25 protein-coding genes are annotated in these 26,368 nt (G+C 66.4%); 11 read left to right on the forward strand and 14 right to left on the reverse strand.

Translation table 11 applies throughout. The annotated features are described in order from the left end of the window. Positions 1-28: 28 nt before the first annotated feature. On the forward strand, positions 29-841 hold the full coding sequence (locus SOM47_RS13345) for a tRNA threonylcarbamoyladenosine dehydratase (protein WP_320505849.1): 813 nt from the start codon (positions 29-31) through the stop codon (positions 839-841). A 31-nt stretch (positions 842-872) separates the two neighbouring features. Here the strand turns inward: SOM47_RS13345 and SOM47_RS13350 are convergent, their stop codons facing one another. Then, positions 873-1,652 carry a TatD family hydrolase gene (locus SOM47_RS13350; RefSeq protein ID WP_192084132.1) on the reverse strand — a complete coding sequence of 260 codons (780 nt, stop codon included), beginning with the start codon at positions 1,650-1,652 and terminating at the stop codon, positions 873-875. Next, a complete protein-coding gene (locus SOM47_RS13355; RefSeq protein WP_320505921.1) occupies positions 1,649-1,861 on the reverse strand; it encodes a DUF6116 family protein in 213 nt (70 codons plus the stop codon). Before SOM47_RS13355 ends, SOM47_RS13350 begins: the two co-directional genes overlap by 4 nt. A gap of 161 nt (positions 1,862-2,022) precedes the next feature. On the opposite strand from SOM47_RS13355, the gene SOM47_RS13360 reads away from it, so the two are divergent. The 5 genes from SOM47_RS13360 to SOM47_RS13380 all read left to right on the forward strand — a co-directional run bounded on the left by SOM47_RS13360 (position 2,023) and on the right by SOM47_RS13380 (position 6,174). Further along, positions 2,023-2,853 carry a glycine zipper 2TM domain-containing protein gene (locus tag SOM47_RS13360; protein WP_319277628.1) on the forward strand — a complete coding sequence of 277 codons (831 nt, stop codon included), beginning with the start codon at positions 2,023-2,025 and terminating at the stop codon, positions 2,851-2,853. Between the two features lie 80 nt (positions 2,854-2,933). After that, positions 2,934-3,479 carry a GNAT family N-acetyltransferase gene (locus SOM47_RS13365; RefSeq protein WP_320505850.1) on the forward strand — a complete coding sequence of 182 codons (546 nt, stop codon included), beginning with the start codon at positions 2,934-2,936 and terminating at the stop codon, positions 3,477-3,479. A 111-nt stretch (positions 3,480-3,590) separates the two neighbouring features. Continuing rightward, entirely contained in the window at positions 3,591-4,151 is a 561-nt protein-coding gene (locus tag SOM47_RS13370; RefSeq protein WP_320505851.1) for an NADPH-dependent FMN reductase, read from the forward strand. 231 nt (positions 4,152-4,382) lie between these two features. After that, positions 4,383-5,807, forward strand: coding sequence for a replicative DNA helicase (locus SOM47_RS13375; protein ID WP_042615386.1), 1,425 nt, complete (start codon positions 4,383-4,385; stop codon positions 5,805-5,807). Positions 5,808-5,958: 151 nt separating this feature from the next. Continuing rightward, positions 5,959-6,174 (forward strand): hypothetical protein, encoded by a 216-nt coding sequence (locus SOM47_RS13380; RefSeq protein ID WP_101098542.1) that lies wholly within the window; start codon positions 5,959-5,961, stop codon positions 6,172-6,174. A gap of 88 nt (positions 6,175-6,262) precedes the next feature. Here the strand turns inward: SOM47_RS13380 and lpdA are convergent, their stop codons facing one another. The 6 genes from lpdA to purB all read right to left on the reverse strand — a co-directional run bounded on the left by lpdA (position 6,263) and on the right by purB (position 16,392). Continuing rightward, positions 6,263-7,699 (reverse strand): dihydrolipoyl dehydrogenase, encoded by a 1,437-nt coding sequence (lpdA, locus tag SOM47_RS13385; RefSeq protein ID WP_042615384.1) that lies wholly within the window; start codon positions 7,697-7,699, stop codon positions 6,263-6,265. 132 nt (positions 7,700-7,831) lie between these two features. Further along, on the reverse strand, positions 7,832-9,043 hold the full coding sequence (gene sucB, locus SOM47_RS13390) for a dihydrolipoyllysine-residue succinyltransferase (protein WP_182656755.1): 1,212 nt from the start codon (positions 9,041-9,043) through the stop codon (positions 7,832-7,834). Positions 9,044-9,084: 41 nt separating this feature from the next. Further along, positions 9,085-11,916, reverse strand: coding sequence for a 2-oxoglutarate dehydrogenase E1 component (locus tag SOM47_RS13395; RefSeq protein ID WP_320505852.1), 2,832 nt, complete (start codon positions 11,914-11,916; stop codon positions 9,085-9,087). Between the two features lie 187 nt (positions 11,917-12,103). Continuing rightward, positions 12,104-13,006: a GNAT family N-acetyltransferase gene (locus SOM47_RS13400; RefSeq protein WP_320505853.1), complete on the reverse strand. Its 903-nt coding sequence runs from the start codon at positions 13,004-13,006 to the stop codon at positions 12,104-12,106. A 2-nt stretch (positions 13,007-13,008) separates the two neighbouring features. Further along, on the reverse strand, positions 13,009-14,436 hold the full coding sequence (locus SOM47_RS13405; RefSeq protein ID WP_320505854.1) for a ribosomal protein uL16 3-hydroxylase: 1,428 nt from the start codon (positions 14,434-14,436) through the stop codon (positions 13,009-13,011). A gap of 588 nt (positions 14,437-15,024) precedes the next feature. Then, a complete protein-coding gene (gene purB, locus SOM47_RS13410) occupies positions 15,025-16,392 on the reverse strand; it encodes an adenylosuccinate lyase (RefSeq protein ID WP_320505855.1) in 1,368 nt (455 codons plus the stop codon). 201 nt (positions 16,393-16,593) lie between these two features. Here purB and SOM47_RS13415 point away from each other — a divergent pair, with 201 nt between their 5' ends. Beyond that, positions 16,594-18,030 carry a class II fumarate hydratase gene (locus tag SOM47_RS13415; RefSeq protein ID WP_320505856.1) on the forward strand — a complete coding sequence of 479 codons (1,437 nt, stop codon included), beginning with the start codon at positions 16,594-16,596 and terminating at the stop codon, positions 18,028-18,030. Positions 18,031-18,323: 293 nt separating this feature from the next. Here the strand turns inward: SOM47_RS13415 and SOM47_RS13420 are convergent, their stop codons facing one another. From SOM47_RS13420 to SOM47_RS13445, 6 genes are all read right to left on the reverse strand, one after another. Continuing rightward, positions 18,324-18,749 (reverse strand): hypothetical protein, encoded by a 426-nt coding sequence (locus tag SOM47_RS13420; protein WP_042615505.1) that lies wholly within the window; start codon positions 18,747-18,749, stop codon positions 18,324-18,326. Positions 18,750-18,838: 89 nt separating this feature from the next. Further along, complete coding sequence (locus tag SOM47_RS13425; RefSeq protein WP_192083371.1) at positions 18,839-19,414, reverse strand: hypothetical protein; 576 nt, start codon at positions 19,412-19,414, stop codon at positions 18,839-18,841. Positions 19,415-19,441: 27 nt separating this feature from the next. Beyond that, positions 19,442-20,323 carry a DUF4097 family beta strand repeat-containing protein gene (locus tag SOM47_RS13430; RefSeq protein WP_192083372.1) on the reverse strand — a complete coding sequence of 294 codons (882 nt, stop codon included), beginning with the start codon at positions 20,321-20,323 and terminating at the stop codon, positions 19,442-19,444. A gap of 18 nt (positions 20,324-20,341) precedes the next feature. Next, positions 20,342-21,358, reverse strand: a complete 1,017-nt coding sequence (locus SOM47_RS13435; protein ID WP_042615508.1) for an ABC-2 transporter permease — start codon at positions 21,356-21,358, stop codon at positions 20,342-20,344. Continuing rightward, positions 21,355-22,230: an ABC transporter ATP-binding protein gene (locus SOM47_RS13440; RefSeq protein WP_042615509.1), complete on the reverse strand. Its 876-nt coding sequence runs from the start codon at positions 22,228-22,230 to the stop codon at positions 21,355-21,357. The genes SOM47_RS13435 and SOM47_RS13440 overlap by 4 nt, the downstream gene beginning before the upstream one ends. Beyond that, positions 22,227-22,589, reverse strand: a complete 363-nt coding sequence (locus SOM47_RS13445) for a GntR family transcriptional regulator (protein WP_042615510.1) — start codon at positions 22,587-22,589, stop codon at positions 22,227-22,229. The genes SOM47_RS13440 and SOM47_RS13445 overlap by 4 nt, the downstream gene beginning before the upstream one ends. Before the next feature lie 984 nt (positions 22,590-23,573). Here SOM47_RS13445 and SOM47_RS13450 point away from each other — a divergent pair. From SOM47_RS13450 to SOM47_RS13465, 4 genes are all read left to right on the forward strand, one after another. Further along, entirely contained in the window at positions 23,574-24,170 is a 597-nt protein-coding gene (locus SOM47_RS13450) for a glutathione peroxidase (protein ID WP_080335243.1), read from the forward strand. 95 nt (positions 24,171-24,265) lie between these two features. After that, the gene (locus SOM47_RS13455) at positions 24,266-25,243 is read left to right on the forward strand and encodes an FKBP-type peptidyl-prolyl cis-trans isomerase (RefSeq protein ID WP_042614872.1); all 978 of its coding nucleotides are present in this window, start codon (positions 24,266-24,268) and stop codon (positions 25,241-25,243) included. Between the two features lie 81 nt (positions 25,244-25,324). Next, on the forward strand, positions 25,325-25,567 hold the full coding sequence (locus SOM47_RS13460) for a SlyX family protein (RefSeq protein WP_101100590.1): 243 nt from the start codon (positions 25,325-25,327) through the stop codon (positions 25,565-25,567). Positions 25,568-25,576: 9 nt separating this feature from the next. Then, positions 25,577-26,272, forward strand: a complete 696-nt coding sequence (locus tag SOM47_RS13465) for a DUF2058 domain-containing protein (RefSeq protein ID WP_320505857.1) — start codon at positions 25,577-25,579, stop codon at positions 26,270-26,272. Positions 26,273-26,368 lie beyond the last annotated feature (96 nt).

The following is a 26,368-nucleotide window of genomic DNA, read 5'->3' on the forward strand; positions in this document are numbered from 1 at the left end:
ACGGCCGAAGAGCCGTTAAAATGGCGCGATGAACGATCAGATCAAAGAACGCTTCGCCGGCGTGGAACGGCTGTATGGGCGCGGATCGCTGGAAACCCTGCAAGCACGCCGGGTCGCCGTGGTCGGCATGGGCGGGGTCGGTTCGTGGGTGGTGGAGGCGCTGGCCCGGTCGGCCGTTGGACACCTGACCTTGATCGATGCCGACGACATCTGCGTGTCCAACACCAACCGCCAGTTGCCGGCCCTGGAAGGCAACTACGGGCGCAACAAGTCGGTGGCGATGGCCGAGCGCTGCCGCGCCATCAATCCGGGCATCGACGTGGACCCGGTCGAAGCGTTCCTGACCCCGGCCAACATGGTCGAGCTGCTGGATCGCGGTTTCGACCTGGTCATCGATGCCTGTGACAGCTTCCGGGTCAAGGTGGAAACCATCGCATGGTGCCGTCGGCGCAAGCTGCCGCTGCTCACCGTCGGTGCCGCCGGTGGCCGTACCGATCCCACCCTGGTGCGGGTGCGTGATGTATCGCGCACCGAACACGATGCGATGCTGGCGCTGATCCGCAAGAAGCTGCGCAGCGAGTTCAACTTCCCCAAGAACGCCAAACGTTACTTCGGCGTGCCGGCGATCTATTCGCTGGAAAACGTGCGCTATCCGCAGGCCGACGGCAGCGTCTGCGGCATACGCCCGGAGCTGGGCCCGGATGCCACGCTGAAGCTGGACTGCGGCGCCGGCCTCGGTGCGGCGACCCACATCACCGGCGCGTTTGCTTTCACTGCGGTGGCCAAGGCACTGGAAATGCTGCTTGCGCCGAAGAAGCCGCAGGCGGAAACGGCCGCCTGAGCGGCCGTGGGCCCCGCCCAGGCGGCGGGGGTCAAGCCGCTGTGGCAGGCAGGCCGAACAGCCGCTGCGCGTTGGCGGCGGTCGCCTCGGCAAGCGCCTGCAGGCTGATGCCACGGCGTCCGGCGATGTGCGTGGCGATGTCATGCAGCCGCGCCGGTTCGTTGCGCTGTCCACGGATGCCTGCATCCGGCTGGTCGGGGGCATCGGTTTCCAGCAGCAGTTGTTCCAGCGGCATGGCCTGTACGAGGCGGTGCAGTCGCTGCGCGCGGTCGTAGGTGACCGGTCCGCCCAGTCCCAGCAGGAAACCCGCCTTGTGCAGCTGCGCGGCCTGTTCGGGGCTGCCTGAGAAACTGTGGACCACCCCGCGCAGTCCGCCCACCCGGCGCACCGCGGCGATCACCGCATCCACCGCGCGCCGCGCATGCACGATCACCGGCAGGTCGAACTCGCGTGCCAGCTCCAGCTGCGCCACGAAATAGTGCTGCTGCAGGTCGCGGTCGAGGTCTTCGATGAAGAAGTCCAGGCCGCACTCGCCGATCGCGCATGGACGCTCGCGTTCGATCCACTGCCGGAGCTCGTCCACGTGTTCGCGCGTGTGCTCGGCCAGGAACACCGGATGCAGTCCATAAGCGGGATACAGCCCCGGGGCCTGCAGGCATACCTCGCGCAGCTTCGGCCAGCTCGCGGCAGTGACGGCCGGTACCACCTGCGCCATCACGCCGGCAGCGCGTGCGCGCGCGATCACCTGCGCACGGTCCGGATCGAACTCACCTGCATCCAGGTGGCAATGGCTGTCCACCAGCACGATCAGCGCAGCTCCAGCGGTGGCTTGGCCGGTTGCCGGGTCTTCCAGCTGGCAAGCAGCAGGGTGCCCATGCCGAGCAGCAGCTCGTCCACGAACGGAATCGGGTCCGGTACCACCAGGGTCACCGCGAACAGGCCGGCGGTGAGTTTGAACAGGGTGGGGAAGCGCAGTCGGCGCGCCCAGTTGAGCAGGGGCAGCAGCATGGGATTGGCCATCGTGGGGTTCCGTGCGGACAACTGCAGACGCTACCATGGAGCTTGGCCGGCAGTTTCCTGAATGGGAGTCAGGATCTAAAGGTTCTGTCGATATTCCGTTCAGGCAGCGCATGCTGCAATCCACATCGTGAACGTTGCGGGTGGTCCGCAAGGAGCAGGTCATGAAATCAACTACTACTACTGTCCTGGTCGCCGCCGGCGCGCTGCTGGTCGGTGGCATCGCCACCGCCGCCTTCATGAAAAGCGGTGACACTTCTCCTGGTTACGTGACCGCCGCCGACGGCACGCTGCTGCCCGATGGCAGCGTGGCTGATGACGGTGCGCGCACCGACGCGCTGGATGTCGATGCCCGGCGCGGCCTGGAATATGCCGACGTGCTGAAGGTCGCGCCGATCACCCAGAAAGAGAAGGCCTACGCCACGGTCATCGGTACAGAGGCGGTACGCCAGACCTCCAGCACGCAGACTCCGCATGAAGTGTGCGAGGACGTGGTGGTGCAGGAACGCCTGCCCGAGCGCGACGGCAACGTCGGCGGCACGGTCGCCGGCGCGGTCATCGGCGGCCTGCTGGGCAACCAGGTCGGCGGCGGCAACGGTCGCAAGGTCGCCACTGCGGCCGGCGCGGTAGCAGGTGGCATGATCGGCAACAACGTGGACAAGCGCCACGTCGGTGGCCGCGTGGTCAACCGTACCGAGCGCCAGTGCCATACCGAAACCACGACCTCCGAGTCGAGCCAGGTGACCGGCTACAACGTCACCTACCGTAACGAAGACGGCACCACCGGCACCATGCGCATGGACAGCAAGCCGGGCACCCGGATCGCCATGGGCAACACCGACGTGGTCAAGGGTTACGACGTGACCTACCGTTACGACGGTGCCGAGAAGACCATCCGCATGAACGACAAGCCGGCCAGCGATCGCCTGCCGGTGGTCGACGGGCAGCTGGTCACCCAGACCGCCGCGGCCGATGTGGGCACTACCCGCCAGTAACATCGAACGCGCGTGAGTGCGGTACAAGGACAGGTCGGCGCAAGCCGGCCTGTTCTCTTTTGTGCGGCCAGGAAACCTGCATGAGCATCTTCGATCTCCGCCTTGAAACCGAGCGCCTGATCCTGCGGCCACCACAGGCGGCCGATTTGCAGCCATACCTCGACTTCAGTGCCGACGAGGCGGTGATGTCCCACTTGGGCGGTGTGCAGCCGCGATCGGTGGCCTGGCGCAGCTTCTGCGCGCTGTCCGGCGCCTGGCACCTGTTTGGCGTGTCGATGTTCAGCGTCATCGAAAAATCCACGGGGCAGTGGGTGGGTCGACTGGGCCCGTGGCAGCCGCTGGACTGGCCCGGTACGGAGGTGGGCTGGAGCATCCGCCGCCAGAGCTGGGGCCTGGGCTATGCCCCGGAAGCGGCGACTGCGGCGATCGACTGGGCCTTCGCCAGCCTGGGGTGGGGGGAGGTCATCCACACCATCGCCCCGGACAACGTCAATTCGAAAACCGTGGCCGCCAAGCTGGGCAGCACCCTGCTGCGGATCGACGAACTGCCGCCGCCGCATGCCGGCAAACCGGTGGAAGTGTGGGGCCAGAGCCGCGCCGCGTGGCAGGCGAGGCGAAGCCGGTGAACCGCTTGGCAGGCGCGCGTGCTTGCCAGACTGCGCCACGGCACCGGGCCTTCACCGGCGCCGAAGGCGGGCGGGGCTAGTCTGGCCTGCCCTGAACGATGAGGTGATCCCGTGGCCGAGTACACCATCGCCGTGCTGGTTGGCAGCCTGCGCAAGGCGTCGATCAACCTTCGGCTGGCGCGCGCGCTGGAGAAACTCGCCGCGGGCAAGGCACGCTTCGATTTCGTGGAGATCGGCGACCTGCCGCTGTACAACCAGGACTTCGACGCCGATTATCCGGCGCAGGGCAAACGGCTGAAGCAGCAGATCCGCAACGCGGATGCGGTGCTGTTCGTCACTCCCGAATACAACCGCTCGGTGCCGGGCGTGCTGAAGAATGCCATCGACATCGGCTCGCGCCCGTATGGCCACAGCGCCTTCGCCGGCAAGCCGGCAGCGGTGATCGGCGCCTCCATCGGGGTGATCGGCACCGCTCTGGCCCAGCAGCACCTGCGCAACATCCTGGCCTACCTGGACATGCCGGTGCTGGGTCAGCCGGAGGCCTTCCTGCACTTCAAGGAAGGGCTGATCGACGAAGCAGGCACCATCAGCAACGCCGGCACGCAGGAGTTCCTGCAGGGCTTCGTCGACCGCTTCCTGACCCTGGTGGCGGTACACGGCAAGGGTGCCTGAACCGGCCGCTGAGCGGGGCGGGGTGACCGACGCCTGCGATCTGCGATAATGGTGGCCTGCAGGTGCCGCAACGGCGCCTGTCGCAGGTAGTGCGACGCCTCCGCGCCACGCTGGCCGGGCATTGGCGGATATCCCCCGTTTCTCCACGGCTTATCCACAGGCTTGTCCATGGCGGCAGGGTGGCCCGCGTGCCTACACTGATCTCGCCACTTCTGTAGGAAATTCCGCCGCATGGCTGCTCGTTCCGGCTTCAAGTCCGACCGCAGGGAGCGTTCCGATCGCTTCGAACGCGATGAATCGCGCATTGATTCCCTGCGCGTGCCGCCGCATTCGGTCGAAGCCGAGCAGGCGGTGCTGGGTGGCCTGATGCTGGCGCCGGACGCGTTCGACCGCGTCAACGACCAGTTGAACGACGTCGATTTCTACCGTCGCGACCACCAGATGATCTACCGTGCGATCCGGGAGCTGTCCGAGCGTGATCGTCCGTTCGATGCGGTGACCCTGGGCGAATGGTTCGAATCGCAGGGGAAGATGGAGCTGGTCGGCGATGGTGCGTACCTGATCGAGCTGGCCAGCACCACGCCGTCGGCGGCGAACATCGTGGCCTATGCGGAAATCGTGCGTGACAAGGCCGTGCTGCGCCAGTTGATCCAGGTCGGCACGGACATCGTCAACGATGGTTTCCAGCCCGAAGGACGCGAGAGCAGCGAACTGCTCGCCAGCGCGGAAAAATCGGTGTTCGCCATCGCCGAACAGGGCGCGCGCGGGCGCACCGATTTCGTGGCGATGCCCGGTGCCTTGAAGGATGCCTTCGAAGAGCTGCGCAACCGTTTCGAGAACGGCGGCAACATCACCGGCCTGCCGACCGGCTACAACGATTTCGATGCGATGACCGCCGGCCTGCAGCCGACCGATCTGATCATCCTGGCGGCCCGTCCGGCGATGGGCAAGACCACCCTGGCGCTGAACATCGCCGAGTACGCGGCGATCAAGTCGAAGAAGGGCGTGGCGATCTTCTCGATGGAAATGTCGGCCTCGCAGCTGGCGATGCGCTTGATCTCCTCCAATGGCCGCATCAACGCCCAGCGGCTGCGTACCGGCCAGCTGGAAGACGAGGACTGGAGCCGGGTCACCGGCGCGATCCGCATGCTGAAGGAAACCAAGATCTTCATCGACGATACGCCGGGCGTGTCGCCGGAGATCCTGCGTTCCAAGTGCCGCCGCCTGAAGCGCGAGCACGACTTGGGCCTGATCGTGATCGACTACCTGCAGCTGATGAGCGTGCCGGGCAACAGCGAAAACCGCGCCACGGAAATCTCCGAGATCTCGCGCGGCCTGAAGGGCCTGGCCAAGGAACTCAACGTGCCGGTGATCGCGCTGTCCCAGCTCAACCGCTCGCTGGAAACGCGTACCGACAAGCGCCCGGTGATGGCCGATCTTCGCGAATCCGGCGCTATCGAGCAGGATGCGGACATGATCGTCTTCATCTACCGCGACGATTATTACAACAAGGAAAACTCGCCGGACAAGGGCCTGGCCGAGATCATCATCGGCAAGCACCGTGGTGGCCCCACCGGCTCGTGCAAGCTGAAGTTCTTCGGCGAGTACACCCGCTTCGACAACCTGTCCCATGACTCGGTGGGTTCGTTCGAGTAACGGCGGTTGCAACGGGTAGTGACGGCCGCTGGCCGTCATGCCCCGGCTGTTGGTCGCCCTATCCCCGGTTTCGTCGCAAACCCGTTGCGGGGCCGCAGTCCGGCAGCAAGTATGACCCCCAGGGCGGCACGGCGCCGCCAGGGAGACTGTCATGAAGACCTTGTTCGCGCTGGGTGTGTGGTGCCTGCTGTTCGTGCTGTGCTGGCCGTTGGCGATCCTCGCCCTGCTGGCATGGCCGTTCGTGTGGCTGCTGAGCCTGCCGTTCCGGCTGGTCGGGGTGACCTTCTCGGCGTTGTTTGCTTTCCTCGGCGCAGTGTTGATGCTGCCGGCCAGGCTGCTGGGAGGAGGGCGGCCGCAGACCGCATGAAGCAACGGCGCAACAAAAAACCCCGCCTTGGCGGGGTTTTTCGGTTGCAGGCGTGACGGCCAGCGGCCGTCACTACCGCAGGGCGATATCAGTTCGCCTTGTGGATCGCGCGCTTGCTCACGGCCATTGCCGCGTCGTGCACCACTTCGGACAGCGACGGATGCGCGTGGCAGATGCGTGCCAGGTCATCGGCCGAACCGCTGAACTCCATGGTCAGCACGCCTTCGTGCACCAGTTCGGACACGTTCGCGCCCACCAGGTGCATGCCCAGGATGCGATCGGTTTCGGCATGCGCCAGCACCTTGACGAAGCCGCTCGGCTCGATCATCGCTACCGCACGCCCGTTGGCGGCGAACGGGAAGCTGCCGGCCTTGTACGGAATGCCTTCGGCCTTCAGCTGCTGCTCGGTCTTGCCGACCCAGGCCAGCTCCGGCTCGGTGTAGATGACCCACGGAATGGTGTCGAAGTTGACGTGGCCCGGCAGGCCGGCGATCAGCTCGGCAACCGCGATGCCTTCCTCGAAGCCCTTGTGCGCCAGCATCGGGCCGCGCACGCAGTCACCGACCGCCCACACGCCGTTGACGCCGGTGTGGCAATGCGCGTCCACTTCGATCTGGCCACGCTCGTTGATCTTGACGCCCGTGCCTTCGGCCAGCAGGCCCTTGGTGGCGGCGCGACGGCCGACGGCCACCAGCAGCTTGTCCACGACCAGCGACTTCTCGCCTTCGCCGTCGGTGTAGGTCAGCGCGACTTCGGCCTTCTTGCCCTTGCCGGTGACTTCAGCCTTGGACACCTTGGCGCCCAGCTTGATGTCCAGGCCCTGCTTCTTGAACTCCTTCAGCGCGACCTTGCCCACTTCGGCATCGGCGGCGGCCAGGAAGTCCGGCAGTGCTTCCAGGATGGTGACTTCGGCGCCGAGGCGCTTCCACACGCTGCCCAGTTCCAGGCCGATCACGCCGGCGCCGATCACGGCCAGGCGCTTGGGGACTTCGGTGAAGTCCAGGCCGCCGACGTTGTCGACGATGGTCTCACCGTCGAACCTGGCGAACGGCAGTTCGATCGAATCCGAACCGGCGGCGATGATCACGTTGGTGCCCTTCAGCTCGACGATCGAACCATCGTGCTGGGTCACCTTGACCACGTTGTCCTTCTGCAGTTCGCCGAAGCCGTAATACGCGGCCACCTTGTTCGCCTTGAACAGCATGGCGATGCCACCGGTGAACTGCTTGACGATCTTGTCCTTGCGGCCAACCATCGCTTCGACGTCCATCTTGGCGTCCTTGAAGCTGATGCCGTGGTCGCCGAAGATGTGGCCCATGTTCCAGTACTGGCGCGAGGAGTCCAGCAGCGCCTTGGACGGGATGCAGCCCACGCGCAGGCAGGTGCCGCCGAGGGCGGGCTTGCCGTCCTTGCCCAGCGCGGCGTCGATGCAGGCCGTCTTCAGGCCCAGCTGGGCGGCACGGATGGCGGCGTGGTAGCCGGCCGGGCCGGCACCGATGACGACGACGTCGAATTGTTCAGCCATTTGAGAGTCCTTGATGCATTCCTCGACCCGTGCAAGCGGGCCGGTGGCGCAGTGCGCCGGGAGGCGGGGAGGGCCGTTGGCCATGCCCCGGAACGACAGACCCCTCCCGCGGGCGGGAGGGGTCGGCGGGTCTTACAGGCCGAACAGCATGCGGCCCGGGTTTTCCAGCTGGTTCTTGATGTCCACCAGGAACTGCACCGAATCCTTGCCGTCGATGATGCGGTGGTCGTAGGACAGCGCCAGGTACATCATCGGCGCGATCACGACCTGGCCGTTTTCGGCGATCGGACGTTCCTTGATCGCGTGCATGCCCAGGATGGCGCTCTGCGGCGGGTTGATGATCGGGGTGGACAGCAGTGAACCGAAGGTGCCGCCGTTGGTCACGGTGAAGGTGCCGCCCTGCAGGTCGTCCAGGCCCAGCTTGCCGTCACGCGCTTTCTTGGCGTAGTCGGCGATGCCCTTTTCGATGTCGGCGAACGACTGGCGTTCAACGTTGCGCAGCACCGGCGTCACCAGGCCCTTGTCGGTGGACACGGCGATGGAGATGTCCGAGTAGCCGTGATAGATCACGTCGCTGCCGTCGACCGATGCATTGACCAGCGGGAAGCGCTGCAGCGCGTTGGCAGCGGCCTTGACGAAGAAGCTCATGAATCCGAGCTTGATCCCGTGGGCCTTCTGGAACTCTTCCTGCAGCTCCTTGCGCGCGGCCGACACCTTGGCGAGGTTGACCTCGTTGAAGGTGGTCAGCATCGCGGTGCTGTTCTTGGATTCCATCAGGCGGTCGGCGATGCGCTTGCGCATGCGGGTCATCGGCACGCGTTCTTCCGGACGCGCACCACCGGCCTTGCCGGCGCCGCCGTTGCGGGCGTAGTTGACGATGTCTTCCTTGGTCACCGCGCCGCGACGGCCGGTGCCGTCCACGTCGGCCGGGTTCACGCCTTCGGTGATCGCCGAGAAGCGGGCGCCCGGGGGCAGCGAATCGGCAGCCGACTTCGATGCGGCCGGGGCAGCGGCAGCGGCCTTCGGTGCCTCGGTGGCCTGCGCCGGTGCGGCTTCAGCCTTCTTCTCTTCAGCGGCCGGGGCCGGCGCAGCGGCTTCAGCCACCGCGCCTTCCTCGATGATCGCCAGCACCTGGGCGCTGGTGACCGTGTCGCCTTCCTGGAACTTGATTTCCTTCAGCACGCCGTCGACGGTCGACGGGACTTCCAGAACGACCTTGTCGGTCTCCAGGTCAACCAGATTCTCGTCACGCTTGACGGCGTCGCCGACCTTCTTGTGCCAGGTGGCGATGGTGCCGTCGGAGACGGATTCGGGCAAAACCGGGACTTTGACTTCGGTGGCCATGCGGGAGCTTCCTGGGTTCGTATTTCTGGAATAGGGGAGGGTTATTCGGCGACCGAGTCGTCGAACGGGTTGACCAGGGCATCGGCGACCAGCTTCTGCTGCTCGATGACATGGTCAGCCATGTGGCCGGCGGCCGGCGATGCCGAACGCGCGCGACCCGCGTAATGGAGGTTCTGGCCATCGGCGACGCAGAACTGCAGGTGGTGGCGGATCTGGTACCACGCGCCCTGGTTCTGCGGCTCTTCCTGCGTCCACACCACGTCGGTGGCCTTGCCGTACTTCTTCAGTTCGGCAGCCAGCAGCGCGCGCGGGAACGGATACAGCTGCTCCACGCGGATGATCGCCACGTCGTCCTGGCCACGCTTGGTCTGGTCTTCCAGCAGGTCGTAGTAGACCTTGCCCGAGCACAGCACCACGCGCTTGACCTTCTTCGGGTCGGCCTTGGCGTCGCCGATCAGGTGCTGGAACTCGCCATTGGCCAGCTCTTCCAGCGTCGACACGGCCAGCTTGTGGCGCAGCAGCGACTTCGGCGACATCACCACCAGCGGCTTGCGGGTGGTCAGGTGCTGCTGGCGACGCAGCATGTGGAACGCCTGCGCCGGGGTGGACGGGACCACCACCAGCATGTTCTCCAGCGCGCAAAGCTGCAGGAAGCGCTCAAGGCGCGCCGAGCTGTGTTCCGGACCCTGCCCTTCGTAACCGTGCGGCAGCAGCAGGGTCAGCCCGGTCAGGCGGCCCCACTTGGCTTCACCGGCGGCGATGAACTGGTCGATGACCACCTGCGCGCCGTTGGCGAAGTCGCCGAACTGGCCTTCCCAGATGCACAGGGTGCCCGGGTCGGTGGTGGAGAAGCCGTACTCGAAGGCCATCACCGCTTCTTCGCTGAGCAGCGAATCGATGATGGTGGCCTTCTCCGGCGAATCCACCAGCTCGCGCAGCGGCAGGTAGTACTGGTCGGTGTTCTGGTCGTGCAGGATCGCGTGGCGGTGGGTGAACGTACCGCGGCCGACGTCCTGGCCGACCAGGCGCAGGCGGTGGCCTTCGTCCAGCAGGGTGGCGTAGGCGAGGTTCTCGGCAAAGCCCCAGTCGCCCGGGATTTCGCCGGCCGCCATCTTGCGGCGGTCCTCGTACACCTTGGCCACGCGCGAATGCACCTGCACGGTGTCCGGAATGGTGGTGATCTGCTTGGCCAGCGAGGTCAGCTTTTCCATGCCGACGGCGGTGCTGATCGTGTCCGACAGCTTGCCGTCCAGCAGCTTGGGCCAATCCACGAACAGCGGGCTGGTCGGCGGGGTCTTTTCCACGGTGGCCAGCTCGGTGGTGTACTCGCCGCTGTCCAGCTTCACGCGGTAGCCATCCACCAGTGCCTTGCCGGCACCGGATTCGATCACGCCGGCCTGTTCAAGCTGCTCGGCGTACATCTCGCGGGTGGTCTTGTGCTTGCGGATCACCTGGTACATCAGCGGCTGGGTGATCGCCGGTTCGTCGGCCTCGTTGTGGCCCCAACGGCGGTAGCACATCAGGTCGATGACCACATCCTTGGCGAACTTCTGCCGGAACTCGAAGGCCAGCTTGGCGGCGAACACCACCGCTTCCGGGTCATCGCCGTTCACATGGAACACCGGCGCGGCGATCATCTTGGCCACGTCGGTGCAATACAGCGTGGAGCGCGAATCTTCCGGGTTGGACGTGGTGAAGCCGACCTGGTTGTTGACCACGATGTGGACCGTGCCGCCGACGGCGAAACCGCGCGCCTGCGACATCTGGAACAGCTCCATCACCACGCCCTGGCCGGCAAACGCGGCATCGCCGTGGATCAGGATCGGCATCACCTGCTTGCGCGCGGTATCGCTGCGGCGCTCCTGGCGCGAGCGCACCGAACCGGCAACCACCGGATCGGCGATTTCAAGGTGCGAGGGATTGAAGGCCAGCGCCAGGTGCACCGGGCCGCCGTCGGTGCTGACGTCGGCCGAGAAGCCCATGTGGTACTTCACATCGCCTGCGGAGGCGTGGTTGTCGTGCTCGAACTTGCCTTCGAACTCGTCGAACAGCTTGCGCGGATTCTTGCCCAGCGTATTGACCAGCACGTTGAGGCGGCCGCGGTGGGCCATGCCGATCACCACGTCCTTGACCCCGTCCTTGCCGGCGTCACGGATGATGGTGTCCATCATCGGGATCAGCGAATCGCCGCCTTCCAGCGAGAAGCGCTTCTGGCCCACGTACTTGGTGTGCAGGTAGCGTTCCAGGCCTTCGGCTGCGGTCAGCCGTTCCAGCGTGCGGCGCTTGGTATCGGCATCCAGCGCGTAATCGCCACCGGCGAGTTCGAGCTTCCTGTATATCCACTGGCGCTGCTCGACTTCGGAGATGTGCATGAACTCCGCGCCGATCGATCCGGTGTAGGTCGCTTTCAGGCGCGCCAGCAGGTCGCGCAGCTTCATGCGCGGCTGGCCACCCACGCCGCCGGTGCTGAACTCGGCGTTCAGATCGGCATCGGACAGGCTGTGGAACGGCAGGCCCAGGTCCGGCGGGTTGGTCGGTTCGGCAAGGCCGAGCGGATCCAGGCGGGCACCGAGGTGGCCACGCGAACGGTAGGCGGTGATCAGGCGGCCGACATTGCGCTCGCGCTCGTCGCCGGCCCCTTCGCCGGTGCCACTCTTCAGCGCGCCCTTGGCGGCGTCGGCGATGTGCGCGATGACGCCCGAGTGCGGAATGTCACCCGCTTCACGGCCCTGGAAGCCGTCGAAGTAGGCCTTCCATTTGGGATCGACACTGTCCGGGGAGACGAGGTACTGCTCGTACAGGTCCTCGACATAGGAGGCGTTGCCGCCGGCGAGCTGCGATGACTGCGCAAACTGCTTCAGTAGATTGTCCACGATGGAGAGTGATTATTCGCTTTGTGGGGTAGGGCTCTGGAAGTACCCGGCCGACTGGATGAATAGCCATGCACGGGCGCGTTCAAACACCCAAATTGTACCCCCATCCGCCGGGGAAGGGGCGTTGCAGCGACGCGATCGGGGCCCCCGGTGTCGCTGCCAGACAGGTTGCGCGGGGCCGGCGGGCTCAGATGCCGAGGGCGCGCAGCTCGCTGCAATCGCGCGAACGGTCCCAGACGCGCTGCAATTGCTGCTCCAGCGGCTGCGAACGTGAAGGCAGTGCGATGCCGGCCTCGCCCTCGAGGCGATGTCCCATCAGACGAAAGTAGTAGTCGCCTGCATCATTGGCGATGCCGGCCGAGGCCAGCGCCCGGTCAACCGGATCGCTCACCTGGCGGACCTGGACCACGCTGGGCAGGCGCTGCAGCAGGGCCAGCAGCGGCGCACCTGCGGCCTGGACCGCGGCGGCATCATGCACGATGACCCGCAGCTGCTTGTCGTGCGCACGGGTGGCGAAGCGGCGCAAGGCCGCCTGTACGGGAGCGGCATCCAACAGGCCGGGATCCAGCTGGCGGCTGTGGATCCACAGCCGTCGGCGCGCCCGGTGGATGACCGCGGTGGTCACCGCCACGGCGGCCTGCAGCCCTTCGATGGCCGCGGCGGCGCCGAGCGTGCGGCGCATCTGAACGTGCGCGATGCCGGCCTCTTCGAAGTGTCCGCCTTCGGTAATGAAACCCTGGCGCGCGTAGAAATCCGTTGCCGGGAGCTGGGCATGCAGGTGCACGTGCGGCAGCCCGGCCGCTGCGGCGGCACGCACCAGCTCCTCCAGCATGGCCTCGCCGACGCCCCGGCTGCGCCATGCCGCCAGCACCGCCATGCGCCCGATGCGGCCATCGGGCAACAGCCGTCCGGTACCGATCGGCGTCCCGTCTGCATCGCGTGCCAGCACGTGGGTGCAGACCGGATCCAACGCATCGCGCTCGAGCTCGGCCGGCACGCCCTGTTCGACCACGAATACCTGCTGGCGCACGCCGTGGATGGCCGCGTGGTGCGCGGCGTGGTCGGCCCGCTGAACGCTGAAGGCGGCCATGTTCAGTGGCGGCGCTGGCCGGCGCCGTCCTCCGGCTCGTCCTCTTCGTCCTCCTCGTCGAAGCTGACCACCACTTCCACGCCGTCCTCATGCACATTCACTTCGCGCACGTCATCGGAAAAGTCATCGACCTCGATGGTGTCCACGGTATCCCGCGCGATCACGATCTCCGCGTCGGCATCCAGCACCTCTTCCACGTCGTCCTCGGCAGCGGGATCGGTCAGCTGGTAGAAGCCCAACACCATCAGTTCCTGCAGGGCCTGCCGACCCTTGGCGGTCAGGCCGTTCCATGCCGACAGCTCAAGCCGCTCGGCGGCGGCGATGCGCTGCGCATCCTTGACCGACACCGCCAGGTCCAGCCCGCTGCAGTACAGGCTGGCGCCACGCTTGGCACGCCGCCAGGCCAGGCGCGCCCAGGGATGGCGTTCCAGCAGCAGGCCGTTGGCCAGGGCGTGGTCGACCTCGTCCAGCGACGGCGCCGGGCCGCTCGGCATCACTTCGCCGGCGGCGCGGTAGGTGGTGATGAAGCGGCCGAACCAGTCGCCCAGCTTGTCCGGGTCGTTCATGCGGATGGCATTGAGCGCGGCCACGACGCGGTTCATCGCCGCCACGTCGATCTCGTTCGGATCCTCCGGCAGCTTCAGGTCGGGGTCCTGGTAGCGGATGCCTTCATCGGCATCCACCACCAGGGTGTCCAGGTAATCACTGATCAGTTCGGCCGATGCCGGTGCGCGCATGCCGAAGGAGAAGGTCAGGCAGGCATCTTCGGCCACGCCGTTGTGCGGCACGTTCGGCGGCAGGTACAGCATGTCACCCGGCGCCAGCACCCAATCGTGGCTGGGCTTGAATTTCGTGAGCTGCTTGAGCTCGATCTCCGGGCGGAAATCCAGCGGCGGGCGCTTGCCCTTGGTGGATTCGCTGGCATCGATCTGCCAACGGCGATGGCCCTGGCCCTGCAGCAGGAACACGTCGTACTGGTCCACGTGGGCGCCGACCGAGCCGCCGGTGGCGGCGAAGCTGATCATCACATCGTCCATCCGCCAGCGCGGCAGGAAATCGAAGTGCGCGATCAGCGCGCGCACGTCCGGGTCCCACTTGTCCACGTCCTGCACCAGCAGGGTCCAGTCTTTTTCCGGCAGGGCGGGAAACACCGATTCCTGGAACGGGCCGGTGCGCACGCGCCAGCCGTCGGTGCTGCGGTCATGTTCGATCAGGCGCGCCAGCACGCCGTTTTCGCAGGCCAGCCCGGCGAGGTCTTCGGGCTGCACGGGGCTCTGGAAGCCGGCGAAGGCGTTGCGGATCAGCAGCGGGCGCTTCTGCCAGTAATCGCGCAGGAAGGTCGCCGGGTCCATGCCCAGCGGCTTGGCGGGGGTGGCGTGGACTTCGATGGCGAAGGTCTTGGCAGTGGAAGCGGATTTGCGTGCGGCCATGGGGGAGGTCCTTGCAGCGGAGACAGGGCGCGGCCTGTGCAGCCGCTGATGGCCTATTGTCCGCGTTCGGACGGGGTGGTGTCGAACCGGTGGGACCCCCTCGCGGGTGTCTCTGGGATCTAGAGCCGCATCTGGGGTGGGCCGGGCGGGGAGGCTGTGCGGGGCACGCGCAAGTACGTCCATGTAGCTCTTCGCGGCTCCTGCCGCTCAAGGCCCCGCACAGCCTCCCCGCCCGGCCCCCTGACAGGTTCCGGGCGCCGCCACCCGCGTAATAAGAAGAAGAAAAAGCGGTAGCGCCGACCAATGGTCGGCGAGCGCAGCGGGCCGTTGGGTGGAACATTCCGCCGACCATGGGTCGGCGCTACCGCATGTTCCACGGCCGCCATGGACCTGTCGAAGGTGGGGCGGGGTGGGTTGGCGGGGGCGTTGAGCGCCATGGATGGCGCGAAACGAGGCCCGCAGGAGCGGCTCCTGCCGTCCCCCGCCAACCCATCCCGCCCCGCCAACAGGCAGCCCTGCAGCTCAGGCTTTTGACGTTGCTCCGGCTTGAAAAAGCAGGTGCCGGGCGCAGCCCGGCAACCCCCCCCCTTACACCGCGCGGGCGAGCTCGGCTGCCAAGCCGACGTAGCTACCCGGGGTCAGCTCGCGCAGGTGCTGCTTGGCATCGGCCGGCAGCTCCAGCGATTCGACGAACGCACGCATCGACTCGGCGGTGATGCCCTGGCCGCGGGTCAGTGCCTTCAGCTGCTCGTACGGGTTGGGCAGGCCATGGCGGCGCATCACGGTCTGCACGGCTTCGGCCAGCACTTCCCATGCCGCGTCCAGGTCGGCATCCAGGCGCTGCGGGTTCACTTCCAGCTTGCCGATGCCCTTGGCCAGCGAATCCAGTGCCACCTGGGAGTGACCGAATGCCGTGCCCAGTGCGCGCAGCACGGTGGAATCGGTCAGGTCGCGCTGCCAGCGGCTGATCGGCAGCTTGGCGCTGAAATGTTCGAACAAGGCGTTGGCGATGCCGAAGTTGCCCTCTGCGTTCTCGAAGTCGATCGGGTTGACCTTGTGCGGCATGGTCGAGGAACCGACTTCGCCTTCCTTCAGGCGCTGCTTGAAGTAACCCAGCGAAATGTAGCCCCAGACATCGCGCGACAGGTCGATCAGGATGGTGTTGGCGCGGCGCGCGGCATCGCCGATCTCGGCGATGTTGTCGTGCGGTTCGATCTGGGTGGTGTACGGGTTGAACACCAGTCCCAGGCCTTCGACGAAGCGCTGGGCGAAGGTCGGCCAGTCCACGTCCGGATAGCTGGAAACGTGCGCGTTGTAGTTGCCCACCGCACCGTTGATCTTGCCGGTCAGCTCCACCGCAGCCAGTTGGCGGCGCTGGCGCTCCAGGCGGGCGACCACGTTGGCCAGCTCCTTGCCCAGGGTGGTCGGCGAGGCGGTCTGGCCATGCGTGCGCGACAGCATCGGCTGGGCAGCCTGTGCGTGGGCAAGCGAGCGCAGCGATGCGGCGATGCCATCCAAGGTGGGCAGCAGCACCTCGCGGCGGGCCTGCTCCAGCATCAGCCCGTAGCTGAGGTTGTTGATGTCTTCGCTGGTGCAGGCGAAATGCACGAACTCCAGCGCCGGGGCCAGTTCGGCATCGTCCTTCAGCTGTTCCTTGATGAAGTACTCCACCGCCTTGACGTCATGGTTGGTGGTGCGCTCGATCTCCTTCACCCGCGCGGCCTGGGCCGGGCTGAAGTCCTTGGCCAGCGCGCGCAGGCGCGCGGTGGCGGAGGCAGAGAAGGCCGGCAGTTCGATCACGCCGGGCTCCGCGCCCAGGGCCAGCAGCCATTCCACTTCCACCGTGATGCGGGCCTTGATCAGTCCGTACTCGGAAAAAATCGGGCGCAGCGCATCGACCTTGCCGGCATAACGGCCATCGAGCGGGGACAGGGCGAGCAGGGCGGATTCGGACATGTCGGCAGGCAGCTGTGAGACGGCGGGGGCCATATTGTAGGGGCGTGCCTGCTCGACTGTCGAAAACACCGGCAGCGGCGCCGAAGTGACGGTCGGCGGCCGTCACGACCCTGTATCCTGAAACCAGATGCCAGCCTGGGGAACCTGCCCGATGCCAGCCGCAGTTTCCCTTTCCCCCTGAAAGCATGCGGAGTTGATCGGATGAGCAAGCGTTCCAGCACGAATTCCACCCCCGGTTTCCGGACCGAACATGACAGCATGGGCGAGCTGCAGGTGCCTGCCGATGCGCTGTGGGGCGCGCAGACCCAGCGTGCAGTGGACAATTTCCCGGTGTCCGGCCAGCGCATGCCGCGTGGCTTCATCCGTGCCCTCGGCCTGGTCAAGGGCGCGGCGGCGGGGGTCAATGCAGAGCTCGGCCACCTGCCCAGGAACATCGCCAAGGCGGTGCAGGGCGCTGCGGCCGAAGTGGCCGCCGGTGAGTGGGACGCGCATTTCCCGATCGATGTCTACCAGACCGGTTCGGGCACCTCGTCGAACATGAACGCCAACGAGGTCATCGCCACGCGGGCCAACCGTGGTGGCAAGGCCGGGCGCACGCCGGTGCATCCCAACGACCACGTCAACCAGGGCCAGAGTTCCAACGACGTGATCCCGACCGCCCTGCGCGTGTCGGCGGCACTGGCCGCGCAGGAAGACCTGCTGCCGGCGCTGGCGCACCTGCGCAAGATCATCGACCGCAAAGGGCGCAGCCTGCGCAAGGTGGTCAAGACCGGGCGTACGCACCTGATGGACGCCATGCCGCTGACCTTCGAGCAGGAGTTCTCTGCCTGGTCGGCGCAGCTTGCCTCGGCGCAGCAGCGCTTCGACGACAGCCTCAAGCGCCTGCGCCGGCTGCCGCTGGGCGGCACCGCGATCGGCACCGGCATCAACGCGGATCCGCGTTTCGGCGTGCGCGTGGCCAAGGCGCTGAAAGCCAGCACCGGGGTCAAGTTCGAAAGTGCCGCCAACAAGTTCGAAGGCCTGGCGGCGCAGGATGATGCGGTGGAGATGTCCGGCCAGCTCAACGCGCTGGCGGTGGCACTGATCAAGATCGCCAACGACCTGCGCTGGATGAATGCCGGTCCGCTGGCCGGTCTGGGCGAGATCGAACTGCCGGCCCTGCAGCCGGGTAGTTCGATCATGCCGGGCAAGGTCAACCCGGTGATCCCGGAGGCGACGGTGATGGCCTGCGCGCAGGTGATCGGCCACCACACCGCGATCACCGTGGCCGGACAGACCGGCAATTTCCAGCTGAACGTGACCCTGCCGCTGATCGCGGTGAACCTGCTGGACAGCATCACCCTGCTGGCCAACGTGTCGCGGCTGTTGGCGGACAGCGCCATCGACGGGCTGAAGGTGCGCGAGGACAGGGTGCGCGAAGCGCTGGACCGCAATCCGATCCTGGTGACCGCGCTGAACCCGATCATCGGCTATGAGAAGGCCGCGGCGATCGCCAAGCGTGCCTACAAGGAGCAGCGCCCGGTGCTGGAAATCGCGCTGGAGGACAGTGGCCTGGCCGAGGCCGAACTGCGCCGGCTGCTGGATCCGAAGGCGCTCACCGCCGGCGGCATCCACGCAGGCGGCGGCAGCGGCGGCTGATCCACCGACGATCAAAAAAAGCGCCGCGGGACGGCCCGCAACCGTCCCGCGTCCGCGGAAATGCCGTGGGACTGCACGGAACTCTGCCGCGTTCGCGGAAATTCCGTAGTGCCGACCTTGGTCGGCAACCGCGTAAAGCGCGGCACAAAACCCCGAAGCCCGTCGAACGAAACGGCCGTTTACCGGTCGCGGTTGATATGCCGGACGGACCCGCGTGACGGCCAGCGGTCGTCACCCACACATAGGCCGGACGGAACCGCGTGACGGCCAGCGGCCGTCACTACCCACGATCCTCAGCGACGATCGGCCTGCAGGTTGCCGAAGGTTTCGGTGTAGTCCTTGAACTCCGGGATCACCTGCACCAGGTCGGCCGGGATCGGGTTGCTGCCTGCCGGTGGCACGATCTTCACCGGCTTCCTGTCCGGGTCGGCCGGCGCGTCGACCAGGGTGTTCTGGCGCAGCACCTGCAGGTGGCCGAACATCTGCTGCAGCATCTGCTGCTGGTCGGCCCGCAGCGGGATTTCGATCTCATCGACCTTCATATGGCCGTTGGCCAGGATGATGATGTTCGGCGCCGGTGCACGACGCACGGTGACCATGCTGTCGCTGACGGTGATCTTCGGTTTGCTGCGTTCGACGCGGTGGTTGCGGTACTCCTGGTCGCAGCCGGCAAGCACGAGGCAGGACAGGGCGGCCAGCAGCAGGAACAGCTTCTTCATGGCGGTCCACGGGAATGGGGGAGCGCGTTAGTGTAATCCCCGCAGCGCGGGCCGGCCGCCGCCAGATCGCTGGCGACGGCCGGGTGCGCTCATTCGTCGCAGCCGTCCACGTCGGCCTGGTCCATCGTTGCGTACGGCGCGAACGCAGGCAGCGAGGCCGCCAGTGCCTGCTGGGTCGCCAGCATGGCCGGCAGCTTGTCACACAGCCCCTTGGCCTGGACCTTGAGCTTGTCCGCCTCGGCATTGACACGCTGTTCGATGCCCTCGGTCTGCCCGGAAAACACGCCTTTGAGCGCTTCGCCAGCGGCCTTGACGCCCAGGTTCGCGCCGGCCACGCCGATGTCCATGCCGGCCAGAGCGATGCCTTCCACCTGGTGGCGGTACTCCAGCAACTGGGCGCGTTGGGCGGGCGTGGTCACCACGTCCTTGCCCTCGATCAGCAGGGCACCCGCGGGGGTGATTTCAGCGGTCGGCAGGCCATCGACCGACAGTTTGAAGTTGCCGGTGCTCATTTCCCTGCGGGCCTTGTCGGTGGCCTCCTGCACCGAACGGCCGATGCTGCTGCCGGTATCGCTGAGGGACTTGGCCGCGTCGGTGCCCTGGTCGGTACAGGCCGCCAACGGCAGGGCCAGCAACAGGGTGGACACCAGGATGCGCATCTTCATGGTCGATTCTCCCGTGTGTCTGTCTGGTTACTTGCCGCGGGGAAGGGTAACGGTGCCGCGCACGCCGCTGTGGCGGACATCGCCGCTGCCACTGCGCTGGACGGTCAGGTTGCCGCCCACGCCGTCAACCCGGATGCCGCCCGAGCCGTGGCTGCCGACCAGCAGGTTGCCGCCGACATCACGCAGTTCGACATCGCCGGAGCCGAGCACACCGATCTCCACGTTACCGCGCACCTGGCGGGCGTCGGCGTCGCCGGAACCGATGGTGCGGATGGCAACGTTGCCACCCACATCGCGCAGTTCCAGGTCGCCTGAGCCGATGCTGCCAACGGTTAGGTCGCGGCGGATGTTGGATACCTTTGCATCGCCAGAGCCCACCGACAGCAGATTCAGGCTGTCGGCTCCGTCGATCATCAGGTCACCGGAGCCGACTGCGGCATGCACGCTGCCCTGGGTGCGCAGCACATCGGCATCGCCGGAGCCCACGTCCACGCTGAGCGAGCGCGCGCCTTCCACATGCGCATCACCGGAGCCGACCTTCAGCTGCACCATGACATCGGCCGGCACACTGCCGCGGATGTCCAGCCACGCGTAGTTGTCACCGATCACGATGCCCTGCTGGCCCTCGCGGCGCAGGCTGACCACCAGCTTGTCGCCGCTGCGCTGCTGGGTCAGGGTCAGGTCGCGCAGCCAGTCGGCACTGGAGGCACACGCCCGGCCGGACAGCTGCGCCGGGCCGCTGCCGGCGACCACGTGCAGGTCATGCTGGTTGACCTCCAGCACCACGGTCTTCGCACCGGCCAGTTCCAGCTTCAGGTCACGGTTGTCGGTGAACTTGCAGGGTGCGTCGTTGGCCAGGGCGGACAGCGGCAGCAGCATCAGGGTGGCGCAGGCAAGCAGGGTACGCATGGCGGGTGGCTCCTTGACTCAGATTTCGCCGGCGCGGCGGCGCAGGCGGATGGCGAGGAAGATGAAGACGATGCCGACCGCGGCGCCGATCCAGAGGTCCGGCATGGCCAGTGCACCGAGCTGGTTGGACGGCGACAGCAGTTCGACGATCGATTCGGCGTCTCTGGCTGCACCGGAGCGGTAGGCCAGTTCCACGCCGGGCACGGTGCCCAGCAACAGGCGGCCGACGATGTGCTGCCAGAACCATCCGCTGGTCATGTCCAGCAGGCCCATCACCTTGGTGGTGCTGACCACGATGCCGGCAAACAGCGGCAGCATCACCGCCCACAGGAACGGCTTGCTCTTGGCCCAGGACGAGCACAGCAGCAGCCAGCCGACGGTCGGCAGCGACCACAGGGCGAACACCGGGATCCAGCTCAGGTGGCCGGCGGCGAGCAGCAGCGGGCTGGACGGCCCCCAGATCAGCGACATCGGGTCGCCGCCATGGGTCAGCGCCACGATGGAAATGACGCCCAGGAAGCACAGCATGGTCAGGACCGAGGCCGCCACGGCGATCAGCGGAGCGATCACGATCGCGCTGAGCACCTTGGATAGAACGGTCTGGGTGTCCGACAGCGGCAACGACTTCCAGAACAGGATGCTGCGGTCACGGCGGTCGTCATACAGCGCGCCCAGGCAATAGAAGAACACAACGAAGGCCATCACCACGAACGGCCACGCCGAGCTCAGCGCCAGCGTTGCATCCAGGCCGTTGCCGAGCTCCACCAGATCCTTGGGATCCAGCTGGCGGGTCAGCAGGTCCAGGTCCAGGCCGTTGACCTGGATGTTGCTGTTGTTGATGTGCAGGTCGCCCTGCGAAGCGGCGCGGCGCAGCACGAACAGGCCGATGATGATGCCGATGGTGCTCATCACCAGCGAGGCGATGCCGGCGATGATCGGGGCATACAGGAAACCGCCGCGGTTTTCCCAGTATTCGCGCTTGAGCAGCCAGCGCAGGGTGCCGGCCTTGCTGATCGGATGGTTCACGGCGTTCATGCGTAGGTTCCCTTCATGATGGCGACGAACAGGTCAGCCAGGCCGGGGTTGCGGGTTTCGCCGAGCGTTGCCAGCTGGCTGCGCGGCACGTTGTCGAACAGCAGCACGGATTTGCCGAAGGGCAGGCTGCGCTCGTCGATCGGCTTGAGCGCGCGGGCGGTATCGAGCTGGTCGGCGTTCACCAGCACTTCGGTGTAGCGCTCGCCGACCTCGTCCATTTCGGCGCTGAGCACGACCTTGCCGTCACGGATGAACATGACGTCAGTCAGGATGTGCTCGATCTCCTCCACCTGGTGGGTAGTGACGATGATCGTTTTCTGTTCGTCGAAATAGTCTTCCAGCAGGCGCTGGTAGAACTCCTTGCGGTACAGGATGTCCAGTCCCAGGGTGGGCTCGTCCAGCACCAGCACGCGGGCATCGATGGCCATCACCAGGGCCAGGTGCAGCTGCACGATCATGCCTTTGGACAGTTCGCGAACGCGCTGCTTCGGCTGCAGTTTGGTGGTGGACAGGAAGCGCTCGCAGCGGGCGCGGTCGAAGCGCGGATGCACCCCGGCAACGAAATCGATGGCTTCGCGGACCTTCAGCCAGCGCGGCAGCACGGCCACGTCGGCGATGAAGCAGATATCGTTCATCAGCTCATCGCGGTGGCTGCGCGGATCCTTGCCGAGCACGCTCAGCTCGCCTTCCACCGAGGTCAGGCCCAGCAGCGCCTTGAGCGCAGTGGTCTTGCCGGCGCCATTGGGGCCGATCAGGCCGACGATGCGGCCGGCCGGAATGCTGAAGCTGGTGTTGTCCAGTGCGAGGGTGCGCTTGTAGGCCTTGCGCAGGCCCCGCGCGGTGATCACATCCTGGTGTGCTGCGGCGTTCATGAGAGTTTCCCCTGGGTCAACAGTTCGTTCACGTCCAGGCCCAGGCGCTGGATGCGCTCGAGCACGGCCGGCCATTCTTCGTTGAGGAAGCGATCGCGCTCGCTGCTGCGCAGCTGCGTTGCCGCTTCGTCGGTCATGAACATGCCCAGGCCGCGGCGCTTTTCGACCAGGCCTTCATCGGCCAGCTCCTGGTAGGCACGGGACACGGTAATGGGGTTGAGCTGGTAATCGGCCGCCACCTGGCGGACCGAGGGCAGGGCGTCGCCCGGCTTGATGATTCCGTCAAGCATCATGGCAATCACGCGCTCCTTCAGCTGACGGTAGATGGGGGCGCCATCGCTCCACTGGATATCGCTCATGGTCAGCTCCGGGGATTCAGCGACTGTGCGAAAGAAAAATACGGCATGGACAGGGAGCTGTTCAGCCGCCGCGGGGGGGAGGGTGCCGGCGGTGCATTCCCAGCGTCCGGCATTCCTGCGTCCTGCAGGCTGTCGAGGGCGGAGGCGGCTTCGCTTTCGTCGGCACCGCCGTGCGCCACACCGAACCACAAAGACAGGAGCAGCAGGCCCGCCGCGCTGGCGGCCGTACGGGTCATGCGACGTTGGACTGACGTATTCATCGGTTCCCCCTGTCTCAGGTGACTGGTGTTGTAGTCAACTATAACACCACAGATTCAGAGTGCAAGCGGTCTGCGTCACCAACTGATGGCAGGGGTGGTCCGGACTGGACCCGGCGGTTGCGTTTTCAAGCCGAAGCGAAGCAACGTCAACCTCAAGAGCCGCAGGGCTGCTTGCTGGCGGGACGGGGCGGCTGTGCAGGACACGCCGTGAATCCGTCCATGGAGGCTCGCTTTTCGCATCCATGCGAAAAGACGGTCCTGCACAGCCACCCCGCCCCACCTTCGACGGGTCCATGGGGGCCATCGGACCTTCGGTAGCGCCGACCCATGGTCGGCGGAATGTTCCCGCCAAGGGCCCGCTGCGCTCGCCGACCATGGGTCGGCGCTACCGCTTTTCTTCTCTTTTTCCAACGCGGGTGGCGGCCGCCGGAACCTGTCAGCGGGCCGGGCGGGGAGGCTGTGCGGGGCCTTGAGCGGCAGGAGCCGCGAAGAGCTACATGGACGTACTTGCGCGTGCCCCGCACAGCCTCCCCGCCCGGCCCCAGCAGCAACCCAACTACAGCCACCCGCGAGCGGGTTTCCACCCGTTCGACCCACCCCGACCGAAGCCAGCCCGCGGGCGCTGCGCGATCGCCGACATAAGGCGCACAAGGCCCAGTGGTATAGTTCGCGGCGAAATACGGACCCCGCGTCCGGCCCTTTATTCCTGCCAGGAACACCTTCCATGCTGCGATCTGTTTCCCTGCCGCGCCGCGGCCCGGTCCTGCCCCGTCTGCTGGGTTCGCTGCTGGTGGCCGCAAGCCTGGCCTTGCCGCTGATGGCCTCGGCCGCTGGCCTGCTGGACGTCGCTTACCGCCCGCTGGCGGGCAAGGACCCGGTGAACCTGGCCCAGCGCTATCACGGGCGCGTCCTGCTGGTGGTCAATACCGCCAGCAAGTGCGGCTTCACCCCGCAGTACGAAGGCCTTGAGGCGCTGCAGAAGTCATATTCCGCGCGCGGTCTGAGCGTGTTGGGCTTCCCGTCCAATGACTTCAAGGGACAGGAGCCGGGCGACGAGAAAGACATCCAGGAGTTCTGCACCCTGACCTATGGGGTCAAGTTCCCGATGTTCGAAAAGGTGCATGTCGTCGGGGATCAGGCGACCCCGCTGTACAAGGGGCTGACCGCCGCCACCGGCGTAGCGCCGGGCTGGAACTTCCACAAGTACCTGATCGGGCGCGATGGCACGGTCATCGCCCAGTTCCCGAGCCGGGTGAAGCCGGATGACAAGGACCTGGTGGCGGCGATCGAACGCGCGTTGGCGGCCCCTGCGGGTCATTGAACGACGCACGTGCGCCTCGACATATCGGACACGCGTGCGACAATGCGTGTTTTCGCGCCGACGTCGGCGTTTTTTCACTTCCAGGAATGCAACACATGAAGATGGGAATGCGTGGCGCTGCGGCGTCGGTTCTGATTCTGGCGATGGGCACCACCGGCGTGGCGCTGTCGCAGCAACCGGCTGCCGCCCCGGCAGCCAAGGAGACCAGTAATTTGAATTCCAAGCAGAAGCTCGGCTATGCCATCGGCGGCGATGTCGCCCGTTCGCTCGAAGCGATCAAGACGCACATCGACCTGGCCGCCATGCGTGAAGCCGTGCAGGCCACCTTCGATGGCAAGCAGCCGCTGATCACCCAGGCCGATGCGCAGAAGACCGACACGGCGCTGCGTACCTCCATGGCGATCGCCAATGGCCAGCAGGTTCCGGGCCAGGCACCGGGTTCGGCGCCGCCGAAGGTGGACAACCGCCAGGTCGGCCTGATGCTGGGCAGCTACATGGTCGGCCCGTCGCTGGCCGAGCTGAAGGGCGACATCGAGCTGGACGCGCTGTTCGACGCGGTAAAGACTGCTTTCGATGGTGGCCAGCCGAAGCTGAGCCAGGAAGAGGGCGCGGCGATCCTGCAGTCCTTCATGGCCACCAAGCAGGCTGAAATGCAGGCCAAGGCTGCGCAGCTGGGCCAGACCAACCGTCAGGAAGGCAATGCGTTCCTCGCCAAGAACAAGACCGTGCCGGGCGTGGTCACCACCGCGTCGGGCCTGCAGTACCAGGTCATCCGCCCGGGCAGCGGCGAGCGCCCGCTGCCGAGCAGCAAGGTCAAGGTGAACTACGAAGGCAAGCTGCTGGACGGCACCGTCTTCGACAGCAGCTACCAGCGCGGCCAGCCGGTCGAGTTCGGCCTGGACCAGGTGATCAAGGGCTGGACCGAAGGCGTTTCGCTGATGCCGGTGGGCTCGAAGTACCGCTTCTGGATCCCCGGTGAGCTGGCCTACGGCGAGAACGGCACCCAGGGTGGCCCGATCGGTCCGAACGCCACGTTGACCTTCGACGTCGAACTCATTTCCGTGCAGCCGTAAGGCACGCACGCGCCCTGCCATACCCGCCGGGACAACCGGCGGGACTGGCGCTCCATGTCATTGGCCGGGGACGATCAACGCATGTCTGAAACTTCATCGAGCGAACGCGAGCAGGCGCTGGAAGCGCGTCTGGTCGAGCTGGAAATGCGTGTCTCCTTCCAGGAGCAGGCATTGGCCGAGCTGAGCGAGGCGCTGGCCGATGCACGCATGGAGGGCTCCCGCAACGAGGGCCTGATGCGGGTATTGCTGGAGGACCTGGGCAAGGTCCGCAACGCGCTGTATTCCTCTGATCCGGTGGATGAGCCGCCACCGCCGCACTACTGATCTGTCCTTATGAGCGATACCCTCCGCGACCAGCTGATGGGCCTGGGCTTCAAGCCCGCGCCGAAGCCTGAACGCAGCAATGACCGCAAGCCGGACCGCAAGCCGGAGGCGCGTCGTGATGGCCGCCCCGCGGGCGGCAAGCCTGCGCACGCCGGTGCCCGGCCGAACCACGGCGAGCCGGGTGAAAACCGCCCGGCGTCTGCCCGCCCGGGTAATGCCGGCAGCCCCGGCAACCGTCCCGGCACGCGTCCACAGGGCACACGCAAGCCGCGCTCGCAGGAAGAAATGGACCTGGCCAAAGCCTATGCCATCCGTGCGCAGCGTGAGAAGGAAGAGCGCATCGAAGCCGAGCGCCAGAAGCAGGAAGAAGCCCGCGTGCGCCGCGAGGCGAAGGCGAAGCTGGAAGTGCTGCTGAAGGACGCCTCGTTGAACGTGGATGAGGCCGAGATCGCGCGGCACTTCCCGTACGGCGGCAAGATCAAGCGCATCTACGTCACCGCCGACCAGCTGAAGGCACTCAACGCCGGCGAACTGGGCGTGGTGCAGGTCGCCGGGCGCTACATGCTGGTGACCGCGGAGATGCTGGCCCAGGCCGAGGCGATCTTCGCCCAGGCCGTGGCGCTGAAGGTGGACCCGAACGCACCGGCCGAGGATGATCCCTACGCCGATCCGCAGTATCAGGTGCCTGACGACCTGGTCTGGTAAGCGCCGCCACGCTATCGCCGAGCCATGCTCGGCGGCTTTGGCCGCTGCGCTCGCCGAGCACGGCTCGGCGCTACCCCCGGCCAGCATCGGTAGCGC

The sequence above is a fragment of the Stenotrophomonas sp. CFBP8980 genome (assembly GCF_034046095.1).
Taxonomy (GTDB): domain Bacteria; phylum Pseudomonadota; class Gammaproteobacteria; order Xanthomonadales; family Xanthomonadaceae; genus Stenotrophomonas; species Stenotrophomonas lacuserhaii.

Excerpts from the sequence above, each read along its gene's own strand:
- SOM47_RS13345 (WP_320505849.1), top strand. The coding sequence starts at position 29 with ATGAACGATCAGATCAAAGAACGCTTCGCCGGCGTGGAACGGCTGTAT.
- SOM47_RS13355 (WP_320505921.1), bottom strand. The coding sequence starts at position 1,861 with ATGGCCAATCCCATGCTGCTGCCCCTGCTCAACTGGGCGCGCCGACTG.
- SOM47_RS13360 (WP_319277628.1), top strand. The coding sequence starts at position 2,023 with ATGAAATCAACTACTACTACTGTCCTGGTCGCCGCCGGCGCGCTGCTG.
- SOM47_RS13365 (WP_320505850.1), top strand. The coding sequence starts at position 2,934 with ATGAGCATCTTCGATCTCCGCCTTGAAACCGAGCGCCTGATCCTGCGG.
- SOM47_RS13375 (WP_042615386.1), top strand. The coding sequence starts at position 4,383 with ATGGCTGCTCGTTCCGGCTTCAAGTCCGACCGCAGGGAGCGTTCCGAT.
- SOM47_RS13380 (WP_101098542.1), top strand. The coding sequence starts at position 5,959 with ATGAAGACCTTGTTCGCGCTGGGTGTGTGGTGCCTGCTGTTCGTGCTG.
- lpdA (WP_042615384.1), bottom strand. The coding sequence starts at position 7,699 with ATGGCTGAACAATTCGACGTCGTCGTCATCGGTGCCGGCCCGGCCGGC.
- sucB (WP_182656755.1), bottom strand. The coding sequence starts at position 9,043 with ATGGCCACCGAAGTCAAAGTCCCGGTTTTGCCCGAATCCGTCTCCGAC.
- SOM47_RS13400 (WP_320505853.1), bottom strand. The coding sequence starts at position 13,006 with ATGGCCGCCTTCAGCGTTCAGCGGGCCGACCACGCCGCGCACCACGCG.
- SOM47_RS13405 (WP_320505854.1), bottom strand. The coding sequence starts at position 14,436 with ATGGCCGCACGCAAATCCGCTTCCACTGCCAAGACCTTCGCCATCGAA.
- purB (WP_320505855.1), bottom strand. The coding sequence starts at position 16,392 with ATGTCCGAATCCGCCCTGCTCGCCCTGTCCCCGCTCGATGGCCGTTAT.
- SOM47_RS13415 (WP_320505856.1), top strand. The coding sequence starts at position 16,594 with ATGAGCAAGCGTTCCAGCACGAATTCCACCCCCGGTTTCCGGACCGAA.
- SOM47_RS13420 (WP_042615505.1), bottom strand. The coding sequence starts at position 18,749 with ATGAAGAAGCTGTTCCTGCTGCTGGCCGCCCTGTCCTGCCTCGTGCTT.
- SOM47_RS13425 (WP_192083371.1), bottom strand. The coding sequence starts at position 19,414 with ATGAAGATGCGCATCCTGGTGTCCACCCTGTTGCTGGCCCTGCCGTTG.
- SOM47_RS13430 (WP_192083372.1), bottom strand. The coding sequence starts at position 20,323 with ATGCGTACCCTGCTTGCCTGCGCCACCCTGATGCTGCTGCCGCTGTCC.
- SOM47_RS13435 (WP_042615508.1), bottom strand. The coding sequence starts at position 21,358 with ATGAACGCCGTGAACCATCCGATCAGCAAGGCCGGCACCCTGCGCTGG.
- SOM47_RS13440 (WP_042615509.1), bottom strand. The coding sequence starts at position 22,230 with ATGAACGCCGCAGCACACCAGGATGTGATCACCGCGCGGGGCCTGCGC.
- SOM47_RS13445 (WP_042615510.1), bottom strand. The coding sequence starts at position 22,589 with ATGAGCGATATCCAGTGGAGCGATGGCGCCCCCATCTACCGTCAGCTG.
- SOM47_RS13450 (WP_080335243.1), top strand. The coding sequence starts at position 23,574 with ATGCTGCGATCTGTTTCCCTGCCGCGCCGCGGCCCGGTCCTGCCCCGT.
- SOM47_RS13455 (WP_042614872.1), top strand. The coding sequence starts at position 24,266 with ATGAAGATGGGAATGCGTGGCGCTGCGGCGTCGGTTCTGATTCTGGCG.
- SOM47_RS13460 (WP_101100590.1), top strand. The coding sequence starts at position 25,325 with ATGTCTGAAACTTCATCGAGCGAACGCGAGCAGGCGCTGGAAGCGCGT.
- SOM47_RS13465 (WP_320505857.1), top strand. The coding sequence starts at position 25,577 with ATGAGCGATACCCTCCGCGACCAGCTGATGGGCCTGGGCTTCAAGCCC.